The 18,267-nt window shown below is 72.6% G+C and carries 20 protein-coding genes and 1 riboswitch; of the genes, 17 read left to right on the forward strand and 3 right to left on the reverse strand.

The features are described 5' to 3' along the window. Window positions 1–180: 180 nt before the first annotated feature. From A6Q81_RS13850 to A6Q81_RS13880, 7 genes are read left to right on the forward strand one after another with little or no spacing between them, the layout of a single operon-like run. Entirely contained in the window at window positions 181–720 is a 540-nt protein-coding gene (locus A6Q81_RS13850) for a hypothetical protein (RefSeq protein ID WP_286690817.1), read from the forward strand. After that, window positions 717–1,034: a DUF6167 family protein gene (locus A6Q81_RS13855; RefSeq protein WP_067857870.1), complete on the forward strand. Its 318-nt coding sequence runs from the start codon at window positions 717–719 to the stop codon at window positions 1,032–1,034. The genes A6Q81_RS13850 and A6Q81_RS13855 overlap by 4 nt, the downstream gene beginning before the upstream one ends. Further along, window positions 1,034–3,532 (forward strand): alanine--tRNA ligase, encoded by a 2,499-nt coding sequence (alaS, locus tag A6Q81_RS13860; RefSeq protein ID WP_286690818.1) that lies wholly within the window; start codon window positions 1,034–1,036, stop codon window positions 3,530–3,532. The genes A6Q81_RS13855 and alaS overlap by 1 nt, the downstream gene beginning before the upstream one ends. 38 nt (window positions 3,533–3,570) lie before the next feature. Continuing rightward, the gene (ruvX, locus tag A6Q81_RS13865; protein ID WP_286690819.1) at window positions 3,571–4,017 is read left to right on the forward strand and encodes a Holliday junction resolvase RuvX; all 447 of its coding nucleotides are present in this window, start codon (window positions 3,571–3,573) and stop codon (window positions 4,015–4,017) included. A 7-nt stretch (window positions 4,018–4,024) separates the two neighbouring features. Beyond that, window positions 4,025–5,152, forward strand: a complete 1,128-nt coding sequence (gene mltG, locus A6Q81_RS13870) for an endolytic transglycosylase MltG (protein ID WP_286690820.1) — start codon at window positions 4,025–4,027, stop codon at window positions 5,150–5,152. Beyond that, window positions 5,145–5,981, forward strand: a complete 837-nt coding sequence (locus A6Q81_RS13875; protein WP_083516380.1) for a shikimate dehydrogenase family protein — start codon at window positions 5,145–5,147, stop codon at window positions 5,979–5,981. The genes mltG and A6Q81_RS13875 overlap by 8 nt, the downstream gene beginning before the upstream one ends. Window positions 5,982–5,990: 9 nt before the next feature. Further along, entirely contained in the window at window positions 5,991–6,698 is a 708-nt protein-coding gene (locus A6Q81_RS13880; RefSeq protein WP_286690821.1) for a prepilin peptidase, read from the forward strand. Between the two features lie 33 nt (window positions 6,699–6,731). Here A6Q81_RS13880 and A6Q81_RS13885 read toward each other — a convergent pair whose 3' ends face one another. Continuing rightward, window positions 6,732–7,046 (reverse strand): DMT family transporter, encoded by a 315-nt coding sequence (locus tag A6Q81_RS13885; RefSeq protein ID WP_067857856.1) that lies wholly within the window; start codon window positions 7,044–7,046, stop codon window positions 6,732–6,734. A gap of 11 nt (window positions 7,047–7,057) precedes the next feature. Beyond that, window positions 7,058–7,121, reverse strand: a riboswitch (guanidine-III (ykkC-III) riboswitch). A gap of 94 nt (window positions 7,122–7,215) precedes the next feature. Between A6Q81_RS13885 and aroC the strand changes: the two genes are divergently transcribed. The 10 genes from aroC (at window position 7,216) to A6Q81_RS13935 (ending at window position 15,922) form a co-directional block, all read left to right on the forward strand. Further along, window positions 7,216–8,394: a chorismate synthase gene (gene aroC / locus A6Q81_RS13890; RefSeq protein ID WP_067861575.1), complete on the forward strand. Its 1,179-nt coding sequence runs from the start codon at window positions 7,216–7,218 to the stop codon at window positions 8,392–8,394. Next, window positions 8,391–8,906, forward strand: coding sequence for a shikimate kinase (locus A6Q81_RS13895; protein WP_286690822.1), 516 nt, complete (start codon window positions 8,391–8,393; stop codon window positions 8,904–8,906). The genes aroC and A6Q81_RS13895 overlap by 4 nt, the downstream gene beginning before the upstream one ends. Then, window positions 8,903–10,114 (forward strand): 3-dehydroquinate synthase family protein, encoded by a 1,212-nt coding sequence (locus A6Q81_RS13900; RefSeq protein WP_286690823.1) that lies wholly within the window; start codon window positions 8,903–8,905, stop codon window positions 10,112–10,114. Before A6Q81_RS13895 ends, A6Q81_RS13900 begins: the two co-directional genes overlap by 4 nt. After that, entirely contained in the window at window positions 10,111–11,220 is a 1,110-nt protein-coding gene (locus A6Q81_RS13905) for a M24 family metallopeptidase (RefSeq protein ID WP_286690824.1), read from the forward strand. Before A6Q81_RS13900 ends, A6Q81_RS13905 begins: the two co-directional genes overlap by 4 nt. Next, entirely contained in the window at window positions 11,217–11,783 is a 567-nt protein-coding gene (gene efp, locus A6Q81_RS13910) for an elongation factor P (protein WP_502692824.1), read from the forward strand. Before A6Q81_RS13905 ends, efp begins: the two co-directional genes overlap by 4 nt. After that, the gene (nusB, locus tag A6Q81_RS13915; protein ID WP_286690826.1) at window positions 11,783–12,187 is read left to right on the forward strand and encodes a transcription antitermination factor NusB; all 405 of its coding nucleotides are present in this window, start codon (window positions 11,783–11,785) and stop codon (window positions 12,185–12,187) included. Before efp ends, nusB begins: the two co-directional genes overlap by 1 nt. 131 nt (window positions 12,188–12,318) lie before the next feature. Next, the gene (locus A6Q81_RS13920; protein WP_286690827.1) at window positions 12,319–12,966 is read left to right on the forward strand and encodes an ABC transporter permease; all 648 of its coding nucleotides are present in this window, start codon (window positions 12,319–12,321) and stop codon (window positions 12,964–12,966) included. Then, window positions 12,959–14,152, forward strand: coding sequence for a betaine/proline/choline family ABC transporter ATP-binding protein (locus A6Q81_RS13925; protein ID WP_067857836.1), 1,194 nt, complete (start codon window positions 12,959–12,961; stop codon window positions 14,150–14,152). Before A6Q81_RS13920 ends, A6Q81_RS13925 begins: the two co-directional genes overlap by 8 nt. Next, window positions 14,149–14,952: an ABC transporter permease gene (locus A6Q81_RS13930; RefSeq protein WP_286690828.1), complete on the forward strand. Its 804-nt coding sequence runs from the start codon at window positions 14,149–14,151 to the stop codon at window positions 14,950–14,952. Before A6Q81_RS13925 ends, A6Q81_RS13930 begins: the two co-directional genes overlap by 4 nt. Before the next feature lies 1 nt (window position 14,953). Further along, window positions 14,954–15,922: a glycine betaine ABC transporter substrate-binding protein gene (locus A6Q81_RS13935; RefSeq protein WP_202967655.1), complete on the forward strand. Its 969-nt coding sequence runs from the start codon at window positions 14,954–14,956 to the stop codon at window positions 15,920–15,922. Between the two features lie 23 nt (window positions 15,923–15,945). On the opposite strand, the gene A6Q81_RS13940 is transcribed toward A6Q81_RS13935, so the two are convergent. Together A6Q81_RS13940 and A6Q81_RS13945 are read right to left on the reverse strand one after the other, a co-directional pair. Beyond that, window positions 15,946–17,820, reverse strand: coding sequence for a hypothetical protein (locus tag A6Q81_RS13940; protein ID WP_286690829.1), 1,875 nt, complete (start codon window positions 17,818–17,820; stop codon window positions 15,946–15,948). Window positions 17,821–17,941: 121 nt separating this feature from the next. Next, on the reverse strand, window positions 17,942–18,267 hold a 326-nt coding region (locus tag A6Q81_RS13945), incomplete at its 5' end, for an HNH endonuclease (RefSeq protein WP_286690830.1).

The raw sequence follows: 18,267 nt of genomic DNA on the forward strand, positions 1-18,267 counted from the left end.
CGTGACCAGGCACCAGGCACGAGGCAGAAGGCTGCAGCCCGCCCGGAGCCGCGGCACCCCTCGCGTCCGGTCCGCAGGGGCCGGGTGACGCCGCGTCGACCACCGGACTCGACGCGCACGACGACAGCGGCCCGTCTCCCACGCGGGAGCAGGGCCGCCGTTCCTAGTAACCTCGACACCATGCCCTCCGACGTCGTCGTCCTGGTCGCCACCGCGGTGCTCGCGGTCGTGACCGTGGTCGCTGCGGTCGTGGCGGTCCTCGCCGCCCGTCGGGTCGCCCGCGGTCCCGTGCCCGCTGTGCCCGCCGCGTCGCCGGCCCCGCCGCTCGAGCCCGTGCACGAGGACGTCGCCGCGTCCGTCGTCCCCGGCGAGCTCGTGCGCGTGGAGCGCACCCGCGCGCCGCGGACGGACCTGCCTGTCTCGGAGCGGTCCGGTGCGCTCGCACCCCGGGTGGTGGAGGGTCGCGTCGTCGTCCCGCCCACGCAGGACCAGGTCGTGGCGGCCACGCTGAGCCGACCCCAGGTGCGGCTCGCGGTCGTCGCCGAAGGCCTCGCGCACGCGCTGCGACCCGAGAGCCGCGACCGGATCAGCGCCCTGGTGCGACGCGAGTACCGCGGACGTCGCCGCGAGCGGCTGCGCGCCGGACGTCGCGCCGCCCGCGCCGCGCACGCGTCGGCGCTGCCGACCGCGCCCGCCGACCAGTGGCTGGGGGAGCGATGAACCCGCGGCTGATCTGGTTCGTCGCCGGCTCCGCCGCCGGTGTCTACGCGAGCGTCAAGGCACGCCGCGCCGCCTACCGCATGTCGATGCCCGGACTCATCGACCAGGCCGCCGCGCTCGGCACGGGCGTGCGGGCCTTCGCCGACGAGGTCCGCGACGGCATGACGACCGCCGAGCACCGGTTCGCCCGCGAGCTCGCCGCCGACGACCCCCATCCCGAGCCCCTCGGCCCCGCCACGACCCTCGCGCCGCTCGACGCCGCACCGCTCGACGACGCCGCCCCCGACCTCCCCGACGAGAGAGACCACCCCTGATGCAGACCGCAGAGATCCGGCGCCGCTTCCTCGCCCACTTCGAGGCCGCCGGACACACCGTCGAGCCGTCGGCGCCGTTGCTGCTCGAGGACCCGAACCTGCTCTTCGTGAACGCAGGCATGGTGCCGTTCAAGCCGTACTTCCTCGGCCAGGAGACGCCGCCCTACGGCACCGCGACCAGCGTGCAGAAGTGCGTGCGCACCCTCGACATCGAGGAGGTCGGCAAGACCACGCGGCACGGCACGTTCTTCCAGATGAACGGCAACTTCAGCTTCGGTCAGTACTTCAAGGAAGGTGCCATCACGCACGCGTGGCGGCTCGTCACCGGCCACGTCGACGACGGCGGCCTCGGCTTCGACGCCGAGAAGGTGTGGGTCACCGTCCTGGAAGGCGACCACGAGTCGCGCGAGCTGTGGCGCTCCGTCGCCGGGCTGCCCGACGAGCGGATCCAGGACCGCGACCTCAACGACAACTACTGGCACATGGGCGTGCCCGGCCCCGGCGGGCCCTGCAGCGAGATCTACATCGACCGCGGCCCCGAGTTCGGACCCGACGGCGGCCCGGTCGTCGACGAGGACCGCTTCCTGGAGATCTGGAACCTCGTGTTCATGCAGGAGGAGATCACCAACGTCCGCGCCAAGGACCAGTTCGACGTGGTCGGCCCGCTGCCCAGCCAGAACATCGACACCGGCATGGGCCTGGAGCGGGTGGCCTACCTCCTGCAGGGCAAGCAGAACCTCTACGAGACCGACGAGGTCTTCCCCGTCATCGAGCGCGCCTCGCAGCTGACCGGACGCACCTACGGCGCGAACCACGTCGACGACGTGCGCTTCCGCGTGGTCGCCGACCACGTCCGCTCGGGCCTGATGCTCATGGGCGACGGCGTCACGCCCGGCAACGAGGCCCGCGGCTACGTGCTGCGTCGCCTGCTGCGCCGCGCCGTGCGCTCCATGCGCCTGCTGGGCTACGAGGACCCGGCGCTGCCGGAGCTGCTGCCCGTCAGCCTCGACCGCATGAAGGCCTCCTACCCCGAGCTGGAGGCCGACTTCCCGCGGATCGAGCAGGTCGCCTACGCCGAGGAGGACGCGTTCCGCTCCACGCTCGGCAAGGGCACGCAGATCTTCGACGTCGCGGCGCAGAAGGTGAAGGCCGACGGCGGCACGGGGCTGTCCGGCGAGGCCGCCTTCACCCTGCACGACACCTACGGCTTCCCGATCGACCTCACCCTCGAGATGGCGCAGGAGCAGGGGCTCAGCGTCGACGCCGACGGCTTCCGGGCCCTCATGGCCGAGCAGAAGGCACGCGCCAAGGCCGACGCGAAGGCCAAGAAGGGCGTCCACGCCGACACCCACGCCTACCGGGCCGCGCTCGACGCGAACGGTCCGACGGACTGGCAGGCGTACACGACGCTCTCGACGGAGTCGAGGGTCCTGGCGCTGCTGAGCCAGGGCGAGGCCGTGCCGGCGCTCACGGCGGGCAGCATCGGCGAGGTCGTGCTCGACCGCACCCCGTTCTACGCCGAGTCCGGCGGCCAGAACGCCGACGCCGGCACCCTCACGTGGTCCGGCCACGGCGGTGGCACCGCCGAGGTGCTCGACGTCCAGCGCCCCATCAAGGGCCTGGTCGTCCACCAGGTGCGCGTGCTGGAGGGCGAGCTGGTCGTCGACGAGCAGCTCTCCGCCGACGTGGACCCCGAGTGGCGTCTCGGTGCGCGGCAGGCGCACTCCGGCACGCACGTCGTCCACGCGGCGCTGCGCGAGGTGCTCGGCCCCACGGCGCTCCAGTCGGGCTCGTACAACCGCCCCGGCTACCTGCGCCTCGACTTCGGGTGGAGCGGCGCGCTCTCGCCCGAGCAGCTGCACGACGTCGAGCACGTGTCGAACCGGGCGCTGCGCGAGGACCTGCCGGTCTCGGCGCAGTACATGACGCTGCCCGAGGCCCGGGAGTGGGGCGCGCTCGCGCTCTTCGGCGAGACGTACGGCGAGGAGGTGCGCGTCGTCGAGATCGGCGGGCCCTGGTCGCGCGAGCTGTGCGGTGGCACGCACGTCGACCGCTCCAGCCAGATCGGCACCGTCGTCGTCACCTCCGACGGGTCCGTCGGCGCCGGCAACCGCCGCATCGAGGCGCTCACCGGCCTCGAGGGCTTCGCCTACCTCGCGAAGGAGCGCGACCTCGTGCTCCAGCTCACCGACGTGCTCAAGGCGCGTCCCGAGGAGGTCCCGACCCGGGTCAACGACCTCCTCGCCCGGCTGAAGGCCACCGAGAAGGAGCTCGAGAAGCTCAAGGCGGCCGAGCTGTCCGTGGTCGTGGCGCTCACCCCCGCCGCGCAGGAGCGGGGGCTCGCGGCCAACGCCCTCGTCGGCGTCGTCGGCGAGCGGATCGGCGGCAAGGGCGGCGGCAAGCCCGACGTCGCGCAGGGCGGCGGCACCGACGTCGGAGGCATCGACGCAGCCTTCGCCGCCGTGCTCGACGCGGTCCGCGTGGCGGTCGGACGATGACGGCGGCTGCATGAGGACGGGCCGATGAGGCGGAACCGATGAGGCGGGGCCGCAGGCTGGGGGTCGACGTCGGCGACGTGCGCATCGGCGTCGCCGTCTGCGATCCCGACGGTCTGGTCGCGACGCCGCTCGAGACGGTGGCGGCCGGACGCGACGCCGTCGCCCGCCTCGTGGCCCTGGCCGAGGAGGTCGACGCGCTCGAGCTGGTCGTCGGTCTTCCCGTCTCGCTCAACGGTCGCGAGGGGCCCGCCGCGGCGAAGGTGCGCGGGTTCGCGCAGGGTCTGCGCGAGGCCGTCGATCCGCGGGTTGTCCGGCTGTTCGACGAGCGCATGTCTACGATGACTGCCGACAGCCTGCTCCGCGAGGGCGGGCGTCCAGGACGGAAACGACGTCAGGTGATCGACCAGACCGCGGCCGCGGTGATCCTGCAGACCGCCCTGGACACCGAACGGACCCGTGGCAGCGCCCCGGGCGAGACGATCTGAGGTCTACGTGAGCGACAGCGGACTCGACATCCTCGGCAGCGAGCCGGGCGACCGTCGCGCGACCCGCCCCGGAGGCCGACGTGCCCCGCGGCGAGGTCCGCGGTGGGGGCGCATCATCCTCGTGCTCGCGCTCGTCGGTGGCATCGTCTTCGGCGGCAAGGTCGTCTGGGACAAGGCCGGCACCTACCTGAACGGTCCGCAGGACTACACGGGTCGGGGCAGCGGCGAGGTCGTCGTGGAGATCCCGTCGGGCGCGGACGGGCAGGCCATGGCCCGCATCCTGGCCAAGCAGGACGTCGTCAAGACCGCCGAGGCCTTCTACCAGCTCTCGCTCAACGACGACCGGTTCTCGACGATCCAGCCGGGCTTCTACCAGCTGCGCCGCAAGATGTCGGCCGCGGCGGCCCTCGACGGCCTGACCGACACGTCGAACCGTGTCGAGGGACGCGTCGTCATCCCCGAGGGCTCGCGCGTCGGGCAGATCGTCAAGGCGATCGCCGCGGGCTCGGAGATCCGCGAGGCCGACGTGACGAAGGTCCTCGACGACCCGAGGGAGCTCGGCCTGCCCCCGGAGGCGAACGGCAACCCCGAGGGCTACCTGTACCCGGCGACCTACACGGTCGAGCCCGGGACCACGGCGCTCGAGCTGCTGCAGCAGATGGTCAAGAAGACCCTCGACGTCGAGAACGACCTCGACATCGACACCCGGGCGCGGGCGCTCGGGCTCTCCAAGGAGGACGTGCTGACGGTCGCGAGCATCCTCGAGTACGAGGCCGCCCGCGACGAGGACTACCCCAAGGTCGCGCGGGTGCTCTACAACCGCATCGCCGACGGCATGCCGCTGCAGCTCGACTCGACCGTGTCGTACGTGAGCAAGCGCGAGGGCGACGTCTGGACGACGCCCGAGGAGCGCGCCAACCCGTCGGAGTACAACACGTACCAGAACACCGGCCTGCCGCCCGGACCGATCGGCTCGCCCGGGGAGAAGACCATCGAGGCCGCACTGAACCCCGCGCAGGGCGACTGGCTGTACTTCTTCGCCGACAAGCAGGGCGTCACCATCTTCAACACGAGCTTTGCCAAGCACACGGCCGACTGCCAGAAGGTCTACGGCGCCGGCTCCTGCGGTGGCTGACCACGGCTCGGGCCGCCGCTGCGCCGTCGTCGGGCACCCTGTGGCGCACTCGCTGTCGCCGACGATGCACCGGGCCGCGTACGCGGTGCTGGGCCTCGACTGGACCTTTGAGGCCGTCGACGTCGCGCCTGGCGAGCTGCCGGCGCACGTCGACGCCCTCGACGCGTCGTGGCGGGCTCTCGCCGTCACCGCACCGCACAAGCGCGACGCGCTCGACCTCGCCGACAGCGTCACCGACGTCGCGCGTGCCGCCGGCGGCGCCAACACGCTGCTCCTGGAGCAGGGACCGCGCGGTCGCCACGTGCGCGCCGACAACACCGACGTCCCCGGCGCGCGCGCCGCGCTGTCGGAGGCCGGCGTGGTCGACGTGCCGGTCGTCCGCGTCCTGGGCGCGGGCGCGACGGCCGCGTCGGTCGCGCACGCCGTGGCCGGCCTGGGAGCCGGTCTGGTCGAGCTCGTCGTGCGCGACGTCGGCCGCGCCGAGGAGACGGTGGCCGCGGTCCACGCCGCCGGCCTGGAGGCCCGCGTGCTCGACGCCTCGACGTCGCCGACCGGTCCGGTCGACCTGCTGGTCTCCACCGTCCCGGAGTCCGTGGCGGGGGAGCGGGCCGACGCCTGGGCGGCCGACGCGGCGGCGGTCTTCGACGTCGTCTACGACCCCTGGCCGACGCGGCTGAGCGTCGCGGCCAGGGCGGCCGGCCGTCCGGTCGTCACCGGTCTGGACCTCCTCGCGCACCAGGCCGTCCTCCAGCTGCGCCTCATGACGGGTGCGTCGGTCGACGTCGACGTCGTGCGCGGGGCCGCGCTGGAGGTCCTCGCGAGCGCATAGTCTGCGGGCGTGGACATCGCGTACGTCGTGGCCGCCGCGCTGGCGGCCGGGATCCTGGGGGCTCTCGGCCCCGCCGCGATCGCGCGCCTGCCCGAGCCGTCCCCGCACCCCGAGGACGACCCGGACGAGCCGCCCAAGGAGCCGTACGTCGAGCTCGCCCGCCGTCCGCACCTCGCAGCGGGGCTGGCGCTGACGTCGGTGCTGCTGCTGCTCGTGGTCGCCACCGCGTTGGACGGCCCGTGGCTGCTGCCGGCATGGGCCATATTCGCCGGCGCAGGGAGCTGGCTGGCGTGGGTCGACCTGCGCACGCGTCTGCTGCCGTACCTCCTCACGCTGCCGCTGCACGCGGTGTGCCTCGTGCTCGTCGCGCTCGCGGCCCTGCTGGCCGGCGACCTCGGCATCCTGCTGAAGGGACTCCTCGGCAACGTCGTCGTCTTCGCGGTGTTCCGCGCCGTCTACACCCTGGGACGCTGGGTCCGTCAGCCCTTCGGCTTCGGCGACGTCCGGCTCGCCGCCCTCGTCGGCCTTCTCCTCGGGGCGGTGGGTCCGAGCGCGACGCTGTACGGCACGTACGCGGGGTTCGTCGTCGGCGCCGTCGCGGGCGTCGTCCTGTACCGGACGGGCCGCATCGGTCGCCGCGACCCGTTCGCCTTCGGCCCCTACCTCGTGCTCGGCGCGTTCCTCGGGCCCCCGCTCGCGGTGCTGCTGCACGGCTGACCGCTCGCGCCGGGGACCGTCGGAGGTCGTGGTTCAGTGCGTCAGCTTGAGCCCGACGATCCCGCCGACGACGGCCAGCAGGCACAGCACCCGGGCGACCGACAACGGCTCCTCGCCCTGCGCCATCGCCCACGCAGCGGTGAGGGTCGCGCCGATGCCGACCCACACCGCGTAGGCGGTGCCGGTCGGCAGCTCGCGCATGGCCCACGCGAGACCGACCATGCTGGTCACGAGGGCGACGGCGAACACGACCGTGGGGGCGAGCCGGCTGAGACCGTCGGAGCGGCCGAGGGCCGTGGCCCACACCGCCTCGAGGACGCCGGACCCCACGAGCACGATCCACGACATGACGGGCTCCTGACCTGCCGTCTTTGCGCTGGTCGGGTACGGCAGCCTCGTCCGAGCCCCCAGGGAGGGGACGCCTCCATGATGGCACGGCGTGGGCGCGTGTCCCGTCCGGGCGTGCGGGGGCGGGCGGCTCGGTCCCCGCAGGACGGTTCCTGACACAATGACCCCCATGCTTCGATGGCTGACTGCCGGTGAGTCCCACGGACCTGCGCTCGTCGCGATCCTCGAGGGACTCCCTGCCGGCGTGCACGTGACCAGCAAGGACGTCCAGGACGCGCTGGCGCGTCGCCGCCTCGGCTACGGCCGCGGTGCCCGCATGAGCTTCGAGGCCGACGAGCTCGAGGTGATCGGCGGCCTGCGGCACGGCGTGTCGATGGGCAGCCCCGTCGCCCTGCGGATCGGCAACAGCGAGTGGCCCAAGTGGGAGCAGGTCATGGCGGCCGACCCCGTCGACCCCGAGGTGCTCGACGGCCTGAAGCGCGGTGCCCCGCTCACGCGTCCGCGTCCGGGGCACGCCGACCTCGCCGGCATGCAGAAGTACGGCTTCGACGAGGCCCGACCCGTCCTTGAGCGGGCCAGCGCCCGCGAGACCGCCGCCCGCGTCGCGCTCGGCGAGGTGGCGGCCAAGTTCGTCGAGCAGACGACGGGCGCGACGGTCCTGTCGCACGTCGTGGAGCTCGGGACCGTGTCCGCCCCTGCCGGCGTGGTGCCCCGGTACTCCGACGTCGAGGCGCTCGACGCCGACCCGGTGCGCTGCTTCGACGCCGCCACCAGCACGGCCATGGTGGCCGAGGTCGACGCCGCCCACAAGGACGGCGACACGCTCGGCGGCGTCGTCGAGGTCGTCGTCGAGGGCCTGCCGCCCGGACTCGGCTCGTACACCCACTGGGACCGGCGCCTCGACGCGCGGCTCGCGGCGGCGCTCATGGGCATCCAGGCCATCAAGGGCGTCGAGGTCGGCGACGGCTTCGAGCTCGCCCGCACGCGCGGCTCGCTCGCGCACGACGAGATCGTCCCGACCGACGAGGGCATCCGCCGCGTCTCCGGCCGCTCCGGCGGGACCGAGGGCGGCATGACGACCGGCGAGCTGCTGCGCGTGCGCGCCGCGATGAAGCCCATCGCGACCGTCCCGCGCGCGCTGCGCACCGTCGACGTCAGCACCGGCGAGGAGACCCGCGCCCACCACCAGCGCTCCGACGTGTGCGCCGTGCCCGCGGCGGGCATCGTCGCCGAGGCCATGGTCGCGCTGGTCGTCGCCGACGCGATCACCGAGAAGTTCGGCGGCGACTCCGTCGAGGAGGTCCGGCGCAACGTCGAGGCGTACCGCGAGCACCTGAGGTACCGGTGACGCCGGTCGTCGTGCTCGTCGGCGCACCGGGCGCCGGCAAGACGACGGTGGCGCGCCGCCTCGCCGACCGGCTCGGCACCTCCGTGCGCGACACCGACGTCGACGTCGAGCGCTCGACGGGCTCCAGCGTGCAGGACCTCTTCGTCGAGCACGGCGAGGCGCACTTCCGTGAGCTCGAGGCCGCCGCGGTCGCGAGCGCGCTGCAGGAGCACCACGGCGTGCTGGCACTGGGCGGCGGTGCCGTCCTCCACCCGGGCACCCAGCAGCTGCTGCGCGAGCAGCGCGTCGTCTTCCTCGACGTCAGCCTGTCCGCCGCCGCTCAGCGCGTCGGCCTCGGCACGAACCGGCCGCTGCTCCTCGGCAACGTCCGCGCGACCATGAAGGCGCTGCTCGACGCGCGCCGCCCGGTCTACGAGGACCTCGCCACGCACACCGTGGTCACCGACGACCTCACCGCCGACGACGTCGCCGCCCGCATCCACCAGCTGATCCAGGAGAACGCCACCCCATGACCGTCCGCATCCGGGTCGAGACGTCCGCCCCGTACGACGTCCTCGTCGGCTCCGGCGTGAGCGACCAGCTCGCGTCGCTCGTCGGGGACGACGTGCGTCGGGTCGCGATCGTGCACCCGACGGTGCTGCGCGAGCGCGCCGCACGGCTCCGGTCGACCCTGCTGCGCGAGCAGGCGACGCGGGCGCTCGACGTGCACCTGCTCGAAGTGCCCGACGGCGAGGCCGCGAAGAACGCCGAGGTCCTGCAGTACTGCTGGGACGTCCTCGGGCGCACCGGCTTCACCCGCTCCGACGTCGTGGTCGGGTTCGGCGGCGGGGCGACGACCGACCTGGCCGGCTTCGTGGCCGCGAGCTGGTTGCGTGGGGTCCGGTTCGTCAACGTCTCCACCACGGTGCTGGGCATGGTCGACGCGGCGGTCGGCGGCAAGACCGGCATCAACACCGCGGCCGGCAAGAACCTCGTCGGCGCGTTCCACGAGCCCGTCGGCGTCCTGTGCGACCTCGACCTGCTGGTCGACCTGCCGTCCGCGGAGCTGCGCAGCGGGCTCGCCGAGGTGGTGAAGTGCGGGTTCATCGCCGACCCGTCGATCCTGGAGCTGATCGAGGGCGTCGGCACGGGAGCCGTGCTCGACCCGACGTCGGCGATCCTCGCCGAGCTGGTCGCCAAGGGGATCCGGGTGAAGGCGCAGACCGTCGCCGGCGACCTGCGGGAGACCGGCGGGGGTGCCGGGCCTTGGGCGGCGAAGGGCGCCGGCCGGGGTGCCGGGCCGTGGGCGGCGAAGAGCACCGGCGGGGGTGCCGAGGACGACAGCGGCATCGGCCGGGAGGCGCTGAACTACGGACACACCCTGGGGCACGCGATCGAGCGCGAGGAGCGGTACACGGTGCGCCACGGCGAGGCGATCAGCGTCGGCATGGTCTACGTGGCGGAGCTGGCGCACCGGCACGGCCTCATCGACGCCGACCTCGTGCAGCGTCACCGCGACGTGCTGTCGTCGCTGTCGCTGCCGACCACGTGGGCGGGCGCCTTCTCGCCGCTGCTCGCGGCGATGCGTCTGGACAAGAAGACGCGCGGCGACCAGCTGCGGTTCGTGGTGCTCGAGGACCTCGGACGCACGACGATCCTCGCCGGCCCCGACGAGCAGACGCTGCGCGACTCCTTCGCGGCCCTCGCCGCTCCCTCGTCGTCACCGGGCGCTGCCCGATGAGCACGACCCTGGCGCCGGACGCGCAGACGCTGCAGCGTCGCCGCGAGCGCGTGGGTGCGTCGCTCGCCGACGCCGGTCGGGCCGGCCTCGTGGTCACGACGCTGGTCAACGTCCGGTACCTCACCGGGTTCACGGGCTCGAACGGCGCCCTCGTGCTGCGCGCTGACGGCAGTGGACTGTTCCTCACCGACGGCCGCTACCGCGACCAGGCCGCGGCCGAGGTGCCCGGTCTCGAGCACACCATCACGCGCGACCTGCTCGGCGTCGCGGGCCCGCGACTCGCCGACGTCGGGGGAGCGTGGGCCGTCGAGACGCACACGCTGAGCGTCGACGCCCACGCGACGCTGGGTGACGCGGCGCCCGGGGTCGACCTCGTCGCCGCCGACCGGGTGGTCGAGCGGGCGCGCGAGACGAAGGACGACGTGGAGGTGGCGGCGCTGCGCGAGGCCTGCCGGGTCTCCGCGGCCGCGCTGGAAGCGCTCTGGGCGGGTCCGCTGGTGGGGCGGACCGAGCGCGACGTCGCCCGCGACCTCGAGTGGCGCATGCTCGAGCTCGGCGCCGAGGCCGTCGCCTTCGAGACCATCCTCGCGTCGGGCCCGAACACCGCCGTGCCGCACCACCACCCGACCGACCGGGTGCTGCAGCCCGGTGACCTCCTCAAGACCGACTTCGGCGCGCGGGTCGCCGGTTACCACGCCGACTGCACGCGCACCGTCGTGCTCGGCACCGCCGACGCCTGGCAGCGCGAGGTCCACGCCGCGGTGCGTGCGTCGCAGGCCGCCGGTGTCGACGCGTTGCGCGAGGGTCGTCCCGTGGCCGAGGTGGACGCCGTCGCGCGGGGCGTCCTCGACGAGGCCGGGTGGCTCGAGCACTTCACCACCGGCCTGGGCCACGGCGTGGGTCTGCAGATCCACGAGGACCCGTTCATCGCCGCGGCGCACGTCGGTACACTGGGGCGTCGCACCGTCCTCACCATGGAACCGGGCATCTACGTCCCGGGCCGCGGGGGAGTGCGCATCGAAGACACCGTCCTCGTCACGCCGGCCGCCACGGGTACCCCCGAGGTGCTGACCGACCTGACCACCGAGCTCCTGGAGATCGCCTGATGGCCACCACGAACGACCTGAAGAACGGCATGGTGCTGAACATCGACGGCCAGCTCTGGACCGTCATCGAGTTCCAGCACGTCAAGCCGGGCAAGGGTCCCGCCTTCGTGCGCACCAAGATGAAGAACGTCGAGTCGGGCAAGGTCGTCGACAAGACCTTCAACGCCGGCACCAAGGTCGAGACCGCCACCGTCGACAAGCGCGACATGCAGTACCTCTACAACGACGGCACGAACTACGTGTTCATGGACGTGCAGACGTACGACCAGCTCGAGATCGCGCCCGAGGCCATGGGCAGCGCGCCCGACTTCCTCCTGGAGAACCAGGAGGCCACCGTGGCCACGAACGAGGGCCGCGTGCTCTACGTCGAGCTGCCGCTCTCGGTCGAGCTGCTCATCGAGCACACCGAGCCGGGCCTGCAGGGTGACCGCTCCAGCGGCGGCACGAAGCCCGCGCGCCTGGAGACGGGTCGCGAGATCCAGGTGCCGCTGTTCGTCACCACCGGCGAGAAGGTCAAGGTCGACACCCGCGACGGCAACTACCTCGGCCGCGTGAAGGCCTGATGGGCGCGCGCACCAAGTACCGCAAGCGCGCCCTCGACATCCTCTTCGAGTCCGAGCTCCAGGGCCTGCCCCTGGGCGGGACGCTCGCGGCGCGGCGCGAGACCAACGACCCGCCGGTCAACCCCTACACGGTCCGGCTGGTCGAGGGTGTCATGGAGCACCAGCAGCACATCGACGGCCTCATCGCCGAGCACTCCCGCGGCTGGACGCTGGACCGCATGCCCGGGGTCGACCGCAACCTCCTGCGCGTCGCCGTCCTCGAGATCGTCTACGTCGACGACGTGCCCGGGCCGGTCGCCGTGAGCGAGGCCGTCGAGCTCGCGGCGGAGCTCTCCACCGACGACAGCCCCAAGTTCGTCGGCGGCCTCCTGAGCCGCATCCTCGAGGTCGCCACCCCCGCCTGACCCGTCGACGCGGCGGGGCGACGCGCCGTCACGCGCAGTTGCACATCCGTCCGACTCCGTTAGCGTGCTGAGCACCCGCGACGGCGGACGACGGCTCCTGCCTGCGTCACCGTCCTGACGAGAGGTGACGTGTGGGCTTCCTCGACTTCGTCCACGATCGATGGTCGGTGCTGTCGTTCCTGGCGTACCAGCACCTGAGCCTGGTGGTGCAGACGTTGGCCGCGGCCACGCTGCTGGCGATCGTGCTCGGCGTGCTGGCCTACCGGTCCCGCTGGGGCACCGCCGCGGCGCAGGCGCTGTCGTCCGTCGGGCTGACGCTCCCCTCGTACGCGCTGCTCGGCCTGCTGGTCGGTGTCGTCGGCATCGGGGTGCTGCCCTCGGTCATCGCCCTGGTCTTCTTCGGGTTCCTGCCGATCCTGCGCAACGTGATCATCGGCCTCACCGGTGTCGACCAGGCGCTCGTGGAGTCGGCGCGCGGCATGGGCATGGGGCGAGTGGCCACGCTCGTGCGGCTCGAGCTGCCGCTCGCGTGGCCGGTCATCATGACCGGCGTCCGCGTCTCGGGCCAGATGCTCATGGGCATCGCCGCGATCGCGGCCTACGTGCTGGGGCCCGGCCTCGGCGGCTACATCTTCTCGGGCATCTCCCGCACCGGCGGGGCCAACGCCACGTACTCCATCGTCGCGGGCACGGTCGGGATCATCCTCCTCGCCGTCGTGCTCGACCTCGTCCTCAACCTGCTCACCCGAGCCACGACCTCCAGGGGCATCCGTGTCTGAGACCACCACGACCACCACCACGTCCGGGCAGCAGTCGCACGGGCAGCGCATCCTGCTCGAGAACGTCACCAAGAAGTACTCGGGCCAGTCCGGCGCGGCCGTCGACGACGTGACGCTCGAGATCCCCGCCGGCGAGATCGTCATGCTCGTCGGCCCGTCGGGCTGCGGCAAGACCACGACGATGAAGATGATCAACCGGCTCATCGAGCCGACCAGCGGTCGCATCTACATCGGCGACGAGGACGTCACCGACCAGGACGCCGACGACCTGCGCCGACGCATCGGCTACGTCATCCAGGGCGCCGGGCTGTTCCCGCACTACACGGTCGCCGAGAACATCGCGATCGTGCCGCGGCTGCTCGGCTGGAAGAAGGACCGCGTCGCCGCGCGCGTCGACGAGCTGCTCGACCTGGTGAACCTCGACCCCGAGCAGTACCGCGACCGGTACCCCCGGGAGCTGTCCGGCGGCCAGCAGCAGCGGGTGGGCGTGGCCCGGGCCTTGGCGGCCGACCCGCCGGTGCTGCTGATGGACGAGCCGTTCGGCGCCGTCGACCCCATCACCCGCCAGCGGCTGCAGGACGAGCTCCTGCGCCTGCAGGAGGAGCTGCGCAAGACGATCGTGTTCGTCACGCACGACTTCGACGAGGCGGTGAAGCTCGGCGACCGGATCGCGATCCTCGACGTCGGCTCGCGGATCGTCCAGTACGACACGCCCGAGGCCATCCTGACGTCGCCGGCGAACGAGTTCGTCGAGGGTTTCGTCGGCCACGGTGCCGCTCTGAAGCAGCTGACGCTCACCCGCGTGCGTGACGTCGAGCTGCACGAGGCCGCCGTCGCGCACGTCGGCGGCGACGCAGCCGCGGCTGCGCAGGACGCCCGGGCCAAGGGTCGCGACTGGGTGATCGTCCTTGACGCGCAGGAGCGCCCGCAGCGGTGGGTCTCCGTCCGCGAGCTCGAGCGGGGCGGCGCGCTGGACCGCGTGTCACGCGACCTGGAGCTCGAGACCGTCAGCTCCGCCTCGACCCTCAACGACGCGCTCGATGAGATGCTCACGTCGTCGCACGGCGTCGTCGTGGTCACGGGTCGGCGCAACGTCTACCAGGGCGTCATCCGCGTCGAGACGATCATGCAGGCGATGCAGCAGCTCAGCAGCAGCGCTGCGGACGTCGACCCGGTGCAGCCGTGAGCGCCACCACCGCCGGTCCGGCGAACGACGCGGCCGTGCGGGGCGAGGCGGCGACCCCGACCGTCACCGTCGACCGTCCGGGCATCGGTCGCTGGATCGGCCAGCCGCTCGTCGTCGTCGCCGCGGTCGTCGGTTGCCTGGTCTACGTGAACACCGCGGACGTCACCGACGTGGAGCGCCGCTCGCTCACGGTCGACAACCTGCTCGACCTGACCGGGCAGCACCTGTTCATCAGCCTCGTCGCGACGCTCCTGACCTGCGTGGTCGCGATCCCGCTCGGCATCGCGTTGACGCGGGGTCCGATGCGACGCTTCTCCAAGCCGATCATCACCGTCGCCGGCTTCGGGCAGGCCGCCCCGGCGATCGGCCTCATCGCCCTCGGCTCCGTGATCTTCGACGTGGGCGCCACGGGCGCGATCGTCGCCCTCGCGGTGTACGGCATCCTGCCGATCGTGGCCAACACGGTCACCGGTCTCGACGGCGTCGACCAGCGTCTGGTCGAGGCGTCGCGCGGCATGGGCGTCTCGGCGGGCGGCACCCTCGTGCGCGTCGAGCTGCCGCTCGCGCTGCGCGTCATCGTCGCCGGCGTCCGTACCGCCCTGGTGCTGATCGTCGGCACCGCGGCCCTGGCGTCGTTCACCGGCGCCGGGGGTCTCGGTGAGCTGATCACCACCGGCATCAAGCTGCAGCAGGACGTCGTGCTGATGGTCGGCGCGATCCTGGTCGCGGCCCTGGCCCTGTTCATCGACTGGCTGGCGCGTCTCGTCGAGATCGCCGCCGCCCCGAAGGGAGTGGGCTGACGTGCGAGGTCACCTGCGCAGCAAGCTCGTCACGTCCGCCGTCGCCCTGGCCTGCCTGGGGTTGGCCGGCTGCGGCCTGCAGTCGGCGTCGGGAGCGGTGCTCGGCGCCGAGCCCGGCACCATCAAGCGGGTGAAGTCGCTCGAGGGCGTCCCGGTCACCGTGGCGGCGAAGGACTTCACCGAGCAGCTCGTGCTCGGCAACATGATGTCGACGGTGCTGAGCGTGGCCGGTGCCGACGTCACGAACCTCAGCAACACGCCCGGCAGCTTCGGCGTCCGCCAGGCGCTGCTCGACGGTCGCGTCGACATCTCCCCGGAGTACACGGGCACCGGCTGGATCAACTACCTCGGCAACCAGAAGCCGGTGAAGGGCGAGGAGCAGCAGTACAAGGCCGTCTACGACGCGGACCTGAAGAACGGGCTGACCTGGCTGCCCTACGCCCCCATGAACAACACGTACGCGTTCGCGATCGCCGAGAAGAAGGGCGAGGAGCTCGGCATCACCAAGCTCTCGCAGCTGAAGGACCTGCCGAAGGACCAGCGCACGTTCTGCGTCGAGAGCGAGTTCGCCAAGCGCGACGACGGCTTCGTCCCGATGCTGAAGACGTACGGACTCACCGAGGCCGACCTCGGCAAGGTGACGACCCTCGACACGGGCGTCATCTACACGGCGACCGCGCGCGGCACCTGCAACTTCGGCGAGGTGTTCACGACCGACGGCCGCATCCCGGGTCTGAAGCTGCGGGTGCTGGAGGACGACAAGGAGTTCTTCCCGTTGTACAACCTGAGCTTCGTCGCCCGCACGTCGTTCTTGAAGGAGCACCCCGAGGTGGAGGAGATCTTCGCCCAGGTGCTCCCGAAGCTGACCAACGACGTCATGCTCGAGCTGAACGCCAAGGTCGATGTCGAGGGCCAGGACCCGGCCATCGTCGCGCGGGACTGGCTGAAGTCCGAGGGGCTCGTGCAGTAGCCCGCGGTCCGCTGGACTGCGACTCAGGCGAGCGGCAGCATGCCGCCGGTCCCGATCAGCGTGGCGCCGACGACGGCACTCGCGCCGAGCAGGGCGGCGAGGACGCCGGCGTTGGGTCGTCGCTTGACCGTGCCGTCGACCGTCGACGTCTCGGCGCACTGACGCACGTCGTCGGCCATGGCGTCGAGCCGACCCCACGCGGGCCGGTCGTGCACGCTCACGGTCTTCCGGGTGCCGGCGATGTCGATCGCGAGGTACCAGGGCCGTCGGCGTACGTCGGCGACGAGGGTCCCCGGCACGTGCAGCGTCGTGTAGACGTCGTGCACCTGCACGACACCCTCGTACGTCGTGACCGGACGGGCGCCGAGGTGGAGCAGTCGCGCAGCGCCCTCTCCGACGAACGCCGCAGCGAGCAGCACGAGGAACCAGCCCGGGACCCCCTCCTCAGGAGGGAGGGTGCGCCAGAACCACAGGACGGCGAGGAAGACGCCCACGGCTCCGACGGGTACCAGCGCGGAGACCAGCGGCAGCAGGTGGCGCAGCGGCGAGGGACGGGCGGCGTCACGGGCCGTCGAGGTCGTCCGTGAGTGGCGTGCTGCGGGGTCGACGCGCAGGGACTGGCGGGAGCGGCCGAACCCGCCCAGCGCGTCCCCGACCCGGTGCGCGAGGGAGCCGACCGTGACAGGGTCGCGCGACGCGCGGGTGGACAGCAGTCCCGTGCCGTCCTCGAGGACCACGAGGGTGGCACCGCCGAGACGCTCGAGGCCGTGCACCGTCGCCGGACGACGTGCGGGAGGGTCCTGCGGGGCGTCGTCGTCCCCGTCGATCTCGTCCCAGACGTCGTCGAGGGTGCTCGGGTCGCCGATCCACGCGTCCGGGAACCAGAGCTCGGAGGGCCACCAGCTCTTCAGCCAGGGCGGCAGCCCTCCCGGTCGCTCGTCGAGGGGCTCCGGCGTGAGGAGCAGGGTGACGGGCCGGTCGTCGTCGAGCGGCCTCACGAGCAGGTGGGGGCCGTACGGCTCGACCTCGACGTCCCAGCCGGGTCGCCCGGGAGCCAACTGGAGCAGCAGTCGCGCCTTGCGTACGGGGCCGGCGGCGCTGAGGAGCACCGCGACTCCCAGGAGGACTCCGGTGAGCATCGGGAGCATCGACCAGTCGTCGGGGTCGGCGTTGCCGAGCCCCCACGGTCGTTCCTCGCCGAGCGGGTCGACCATGACGGTGACGTCCTGGCCCTCGCGGTAGGTGCTCGCGTCGTCGACCCAGAAGTCGTACGTCCGGGAGCCGACGCGGACGTCCAGGCTGTCCTCGAACCTGTCGACGCCGGTGACGACGGCGGCGGCAGGACGGCCGCGCTCACCGAGGTCGATGAAGGTGGCGCGGCGGTCGAGCCAGAGGAGCATCGCGGTGAGGCTCGCGACGACGAGGAGGCCTGCGGTCACGCGCCGTGGCACACGCCAGGGGTCGCTGCGACGGCCGAGGCTCAGCACGTCGTCCGGCAGCGGGTGGCCTGCGGGGCGGCCCACCCGTGCCTGGGCGCGCCGGAGCATGACGTCGGCGACGACGACGGCGAGCCAACCGAGCCACAGGTGCCGGACGACGAACCCGGGGCCTGGGTCGCCGAGGGGTGAGAGGGCGACGAGGGTGAGGACGGCGGCGACGCGCGGGGCCCACCAGGCGAGGACGACGGCGGCGGCGAAGAGTCCGAACGTGACGGAGCCGGCGGTCTCCTCCCAGGAGACGACCTGTTCGAGGGTGGGCAGGTAGCCAGCGGACTCTGTCCAGGTGAGCAGGACGACCAGCGCGACCATGACGGCGGGGCCGAAGGTCAGGACGAGCGTGGGGACGCGGAGCCGGCCCCAGCGTCGCGCTGACGAGCGAGGGGCCGGGGTGTCGTGCACGCGCCCACCCTAGAAGACCTGGTCGGCGGCGCCCTCAGCCGCGAAGGTAGAGCCGCATGAGCACGCGCGGGTGGCCAGCGAGCCTGGAGTGTCGGGCGGGGGTCCGACGTTCTCCAGGCCCTCAGCCGGCTCGGGCGCGGCGGGTACTGGTGCGTCGGGTGCGCAGGGTGCGATGGGTCTGGTGGGTGTCGGGGTCGATGGTGAAGAACCCTTGGTGCACCGCGGAATGGCATCTGGGGCAGAGCCCGATGAGGTTGGCGAGGTCAGTCGGTCCGCCTTCGGACCAGTACTGGATGTGGTGGACGTGGACGACGGGTCCGTGGCAGCCGGGTCCGGCGCAGGTGCCGCCTTGTCGGTTGACGACGGCTTTTCGTTGGTGGGGTGTGGCGAGGCGGTGGGTGCGGCCGACGTCGAGGACGGTGTGCTTGCCGGCGGTGAGGATGGGGG

The sequence above is a fragment of the Aeromicrobium sp. REDSEA-S38_B2 genome (genome assembly GCF_001628525.1).
In the GTDB taxonomy this organism is placed as follows: Bacteria; Actinomycetota; Actinomycetes; order Propionibacteriales; family Nocardioidaceae; genus Aeromicrobium; species Aeromicrobium erythreum.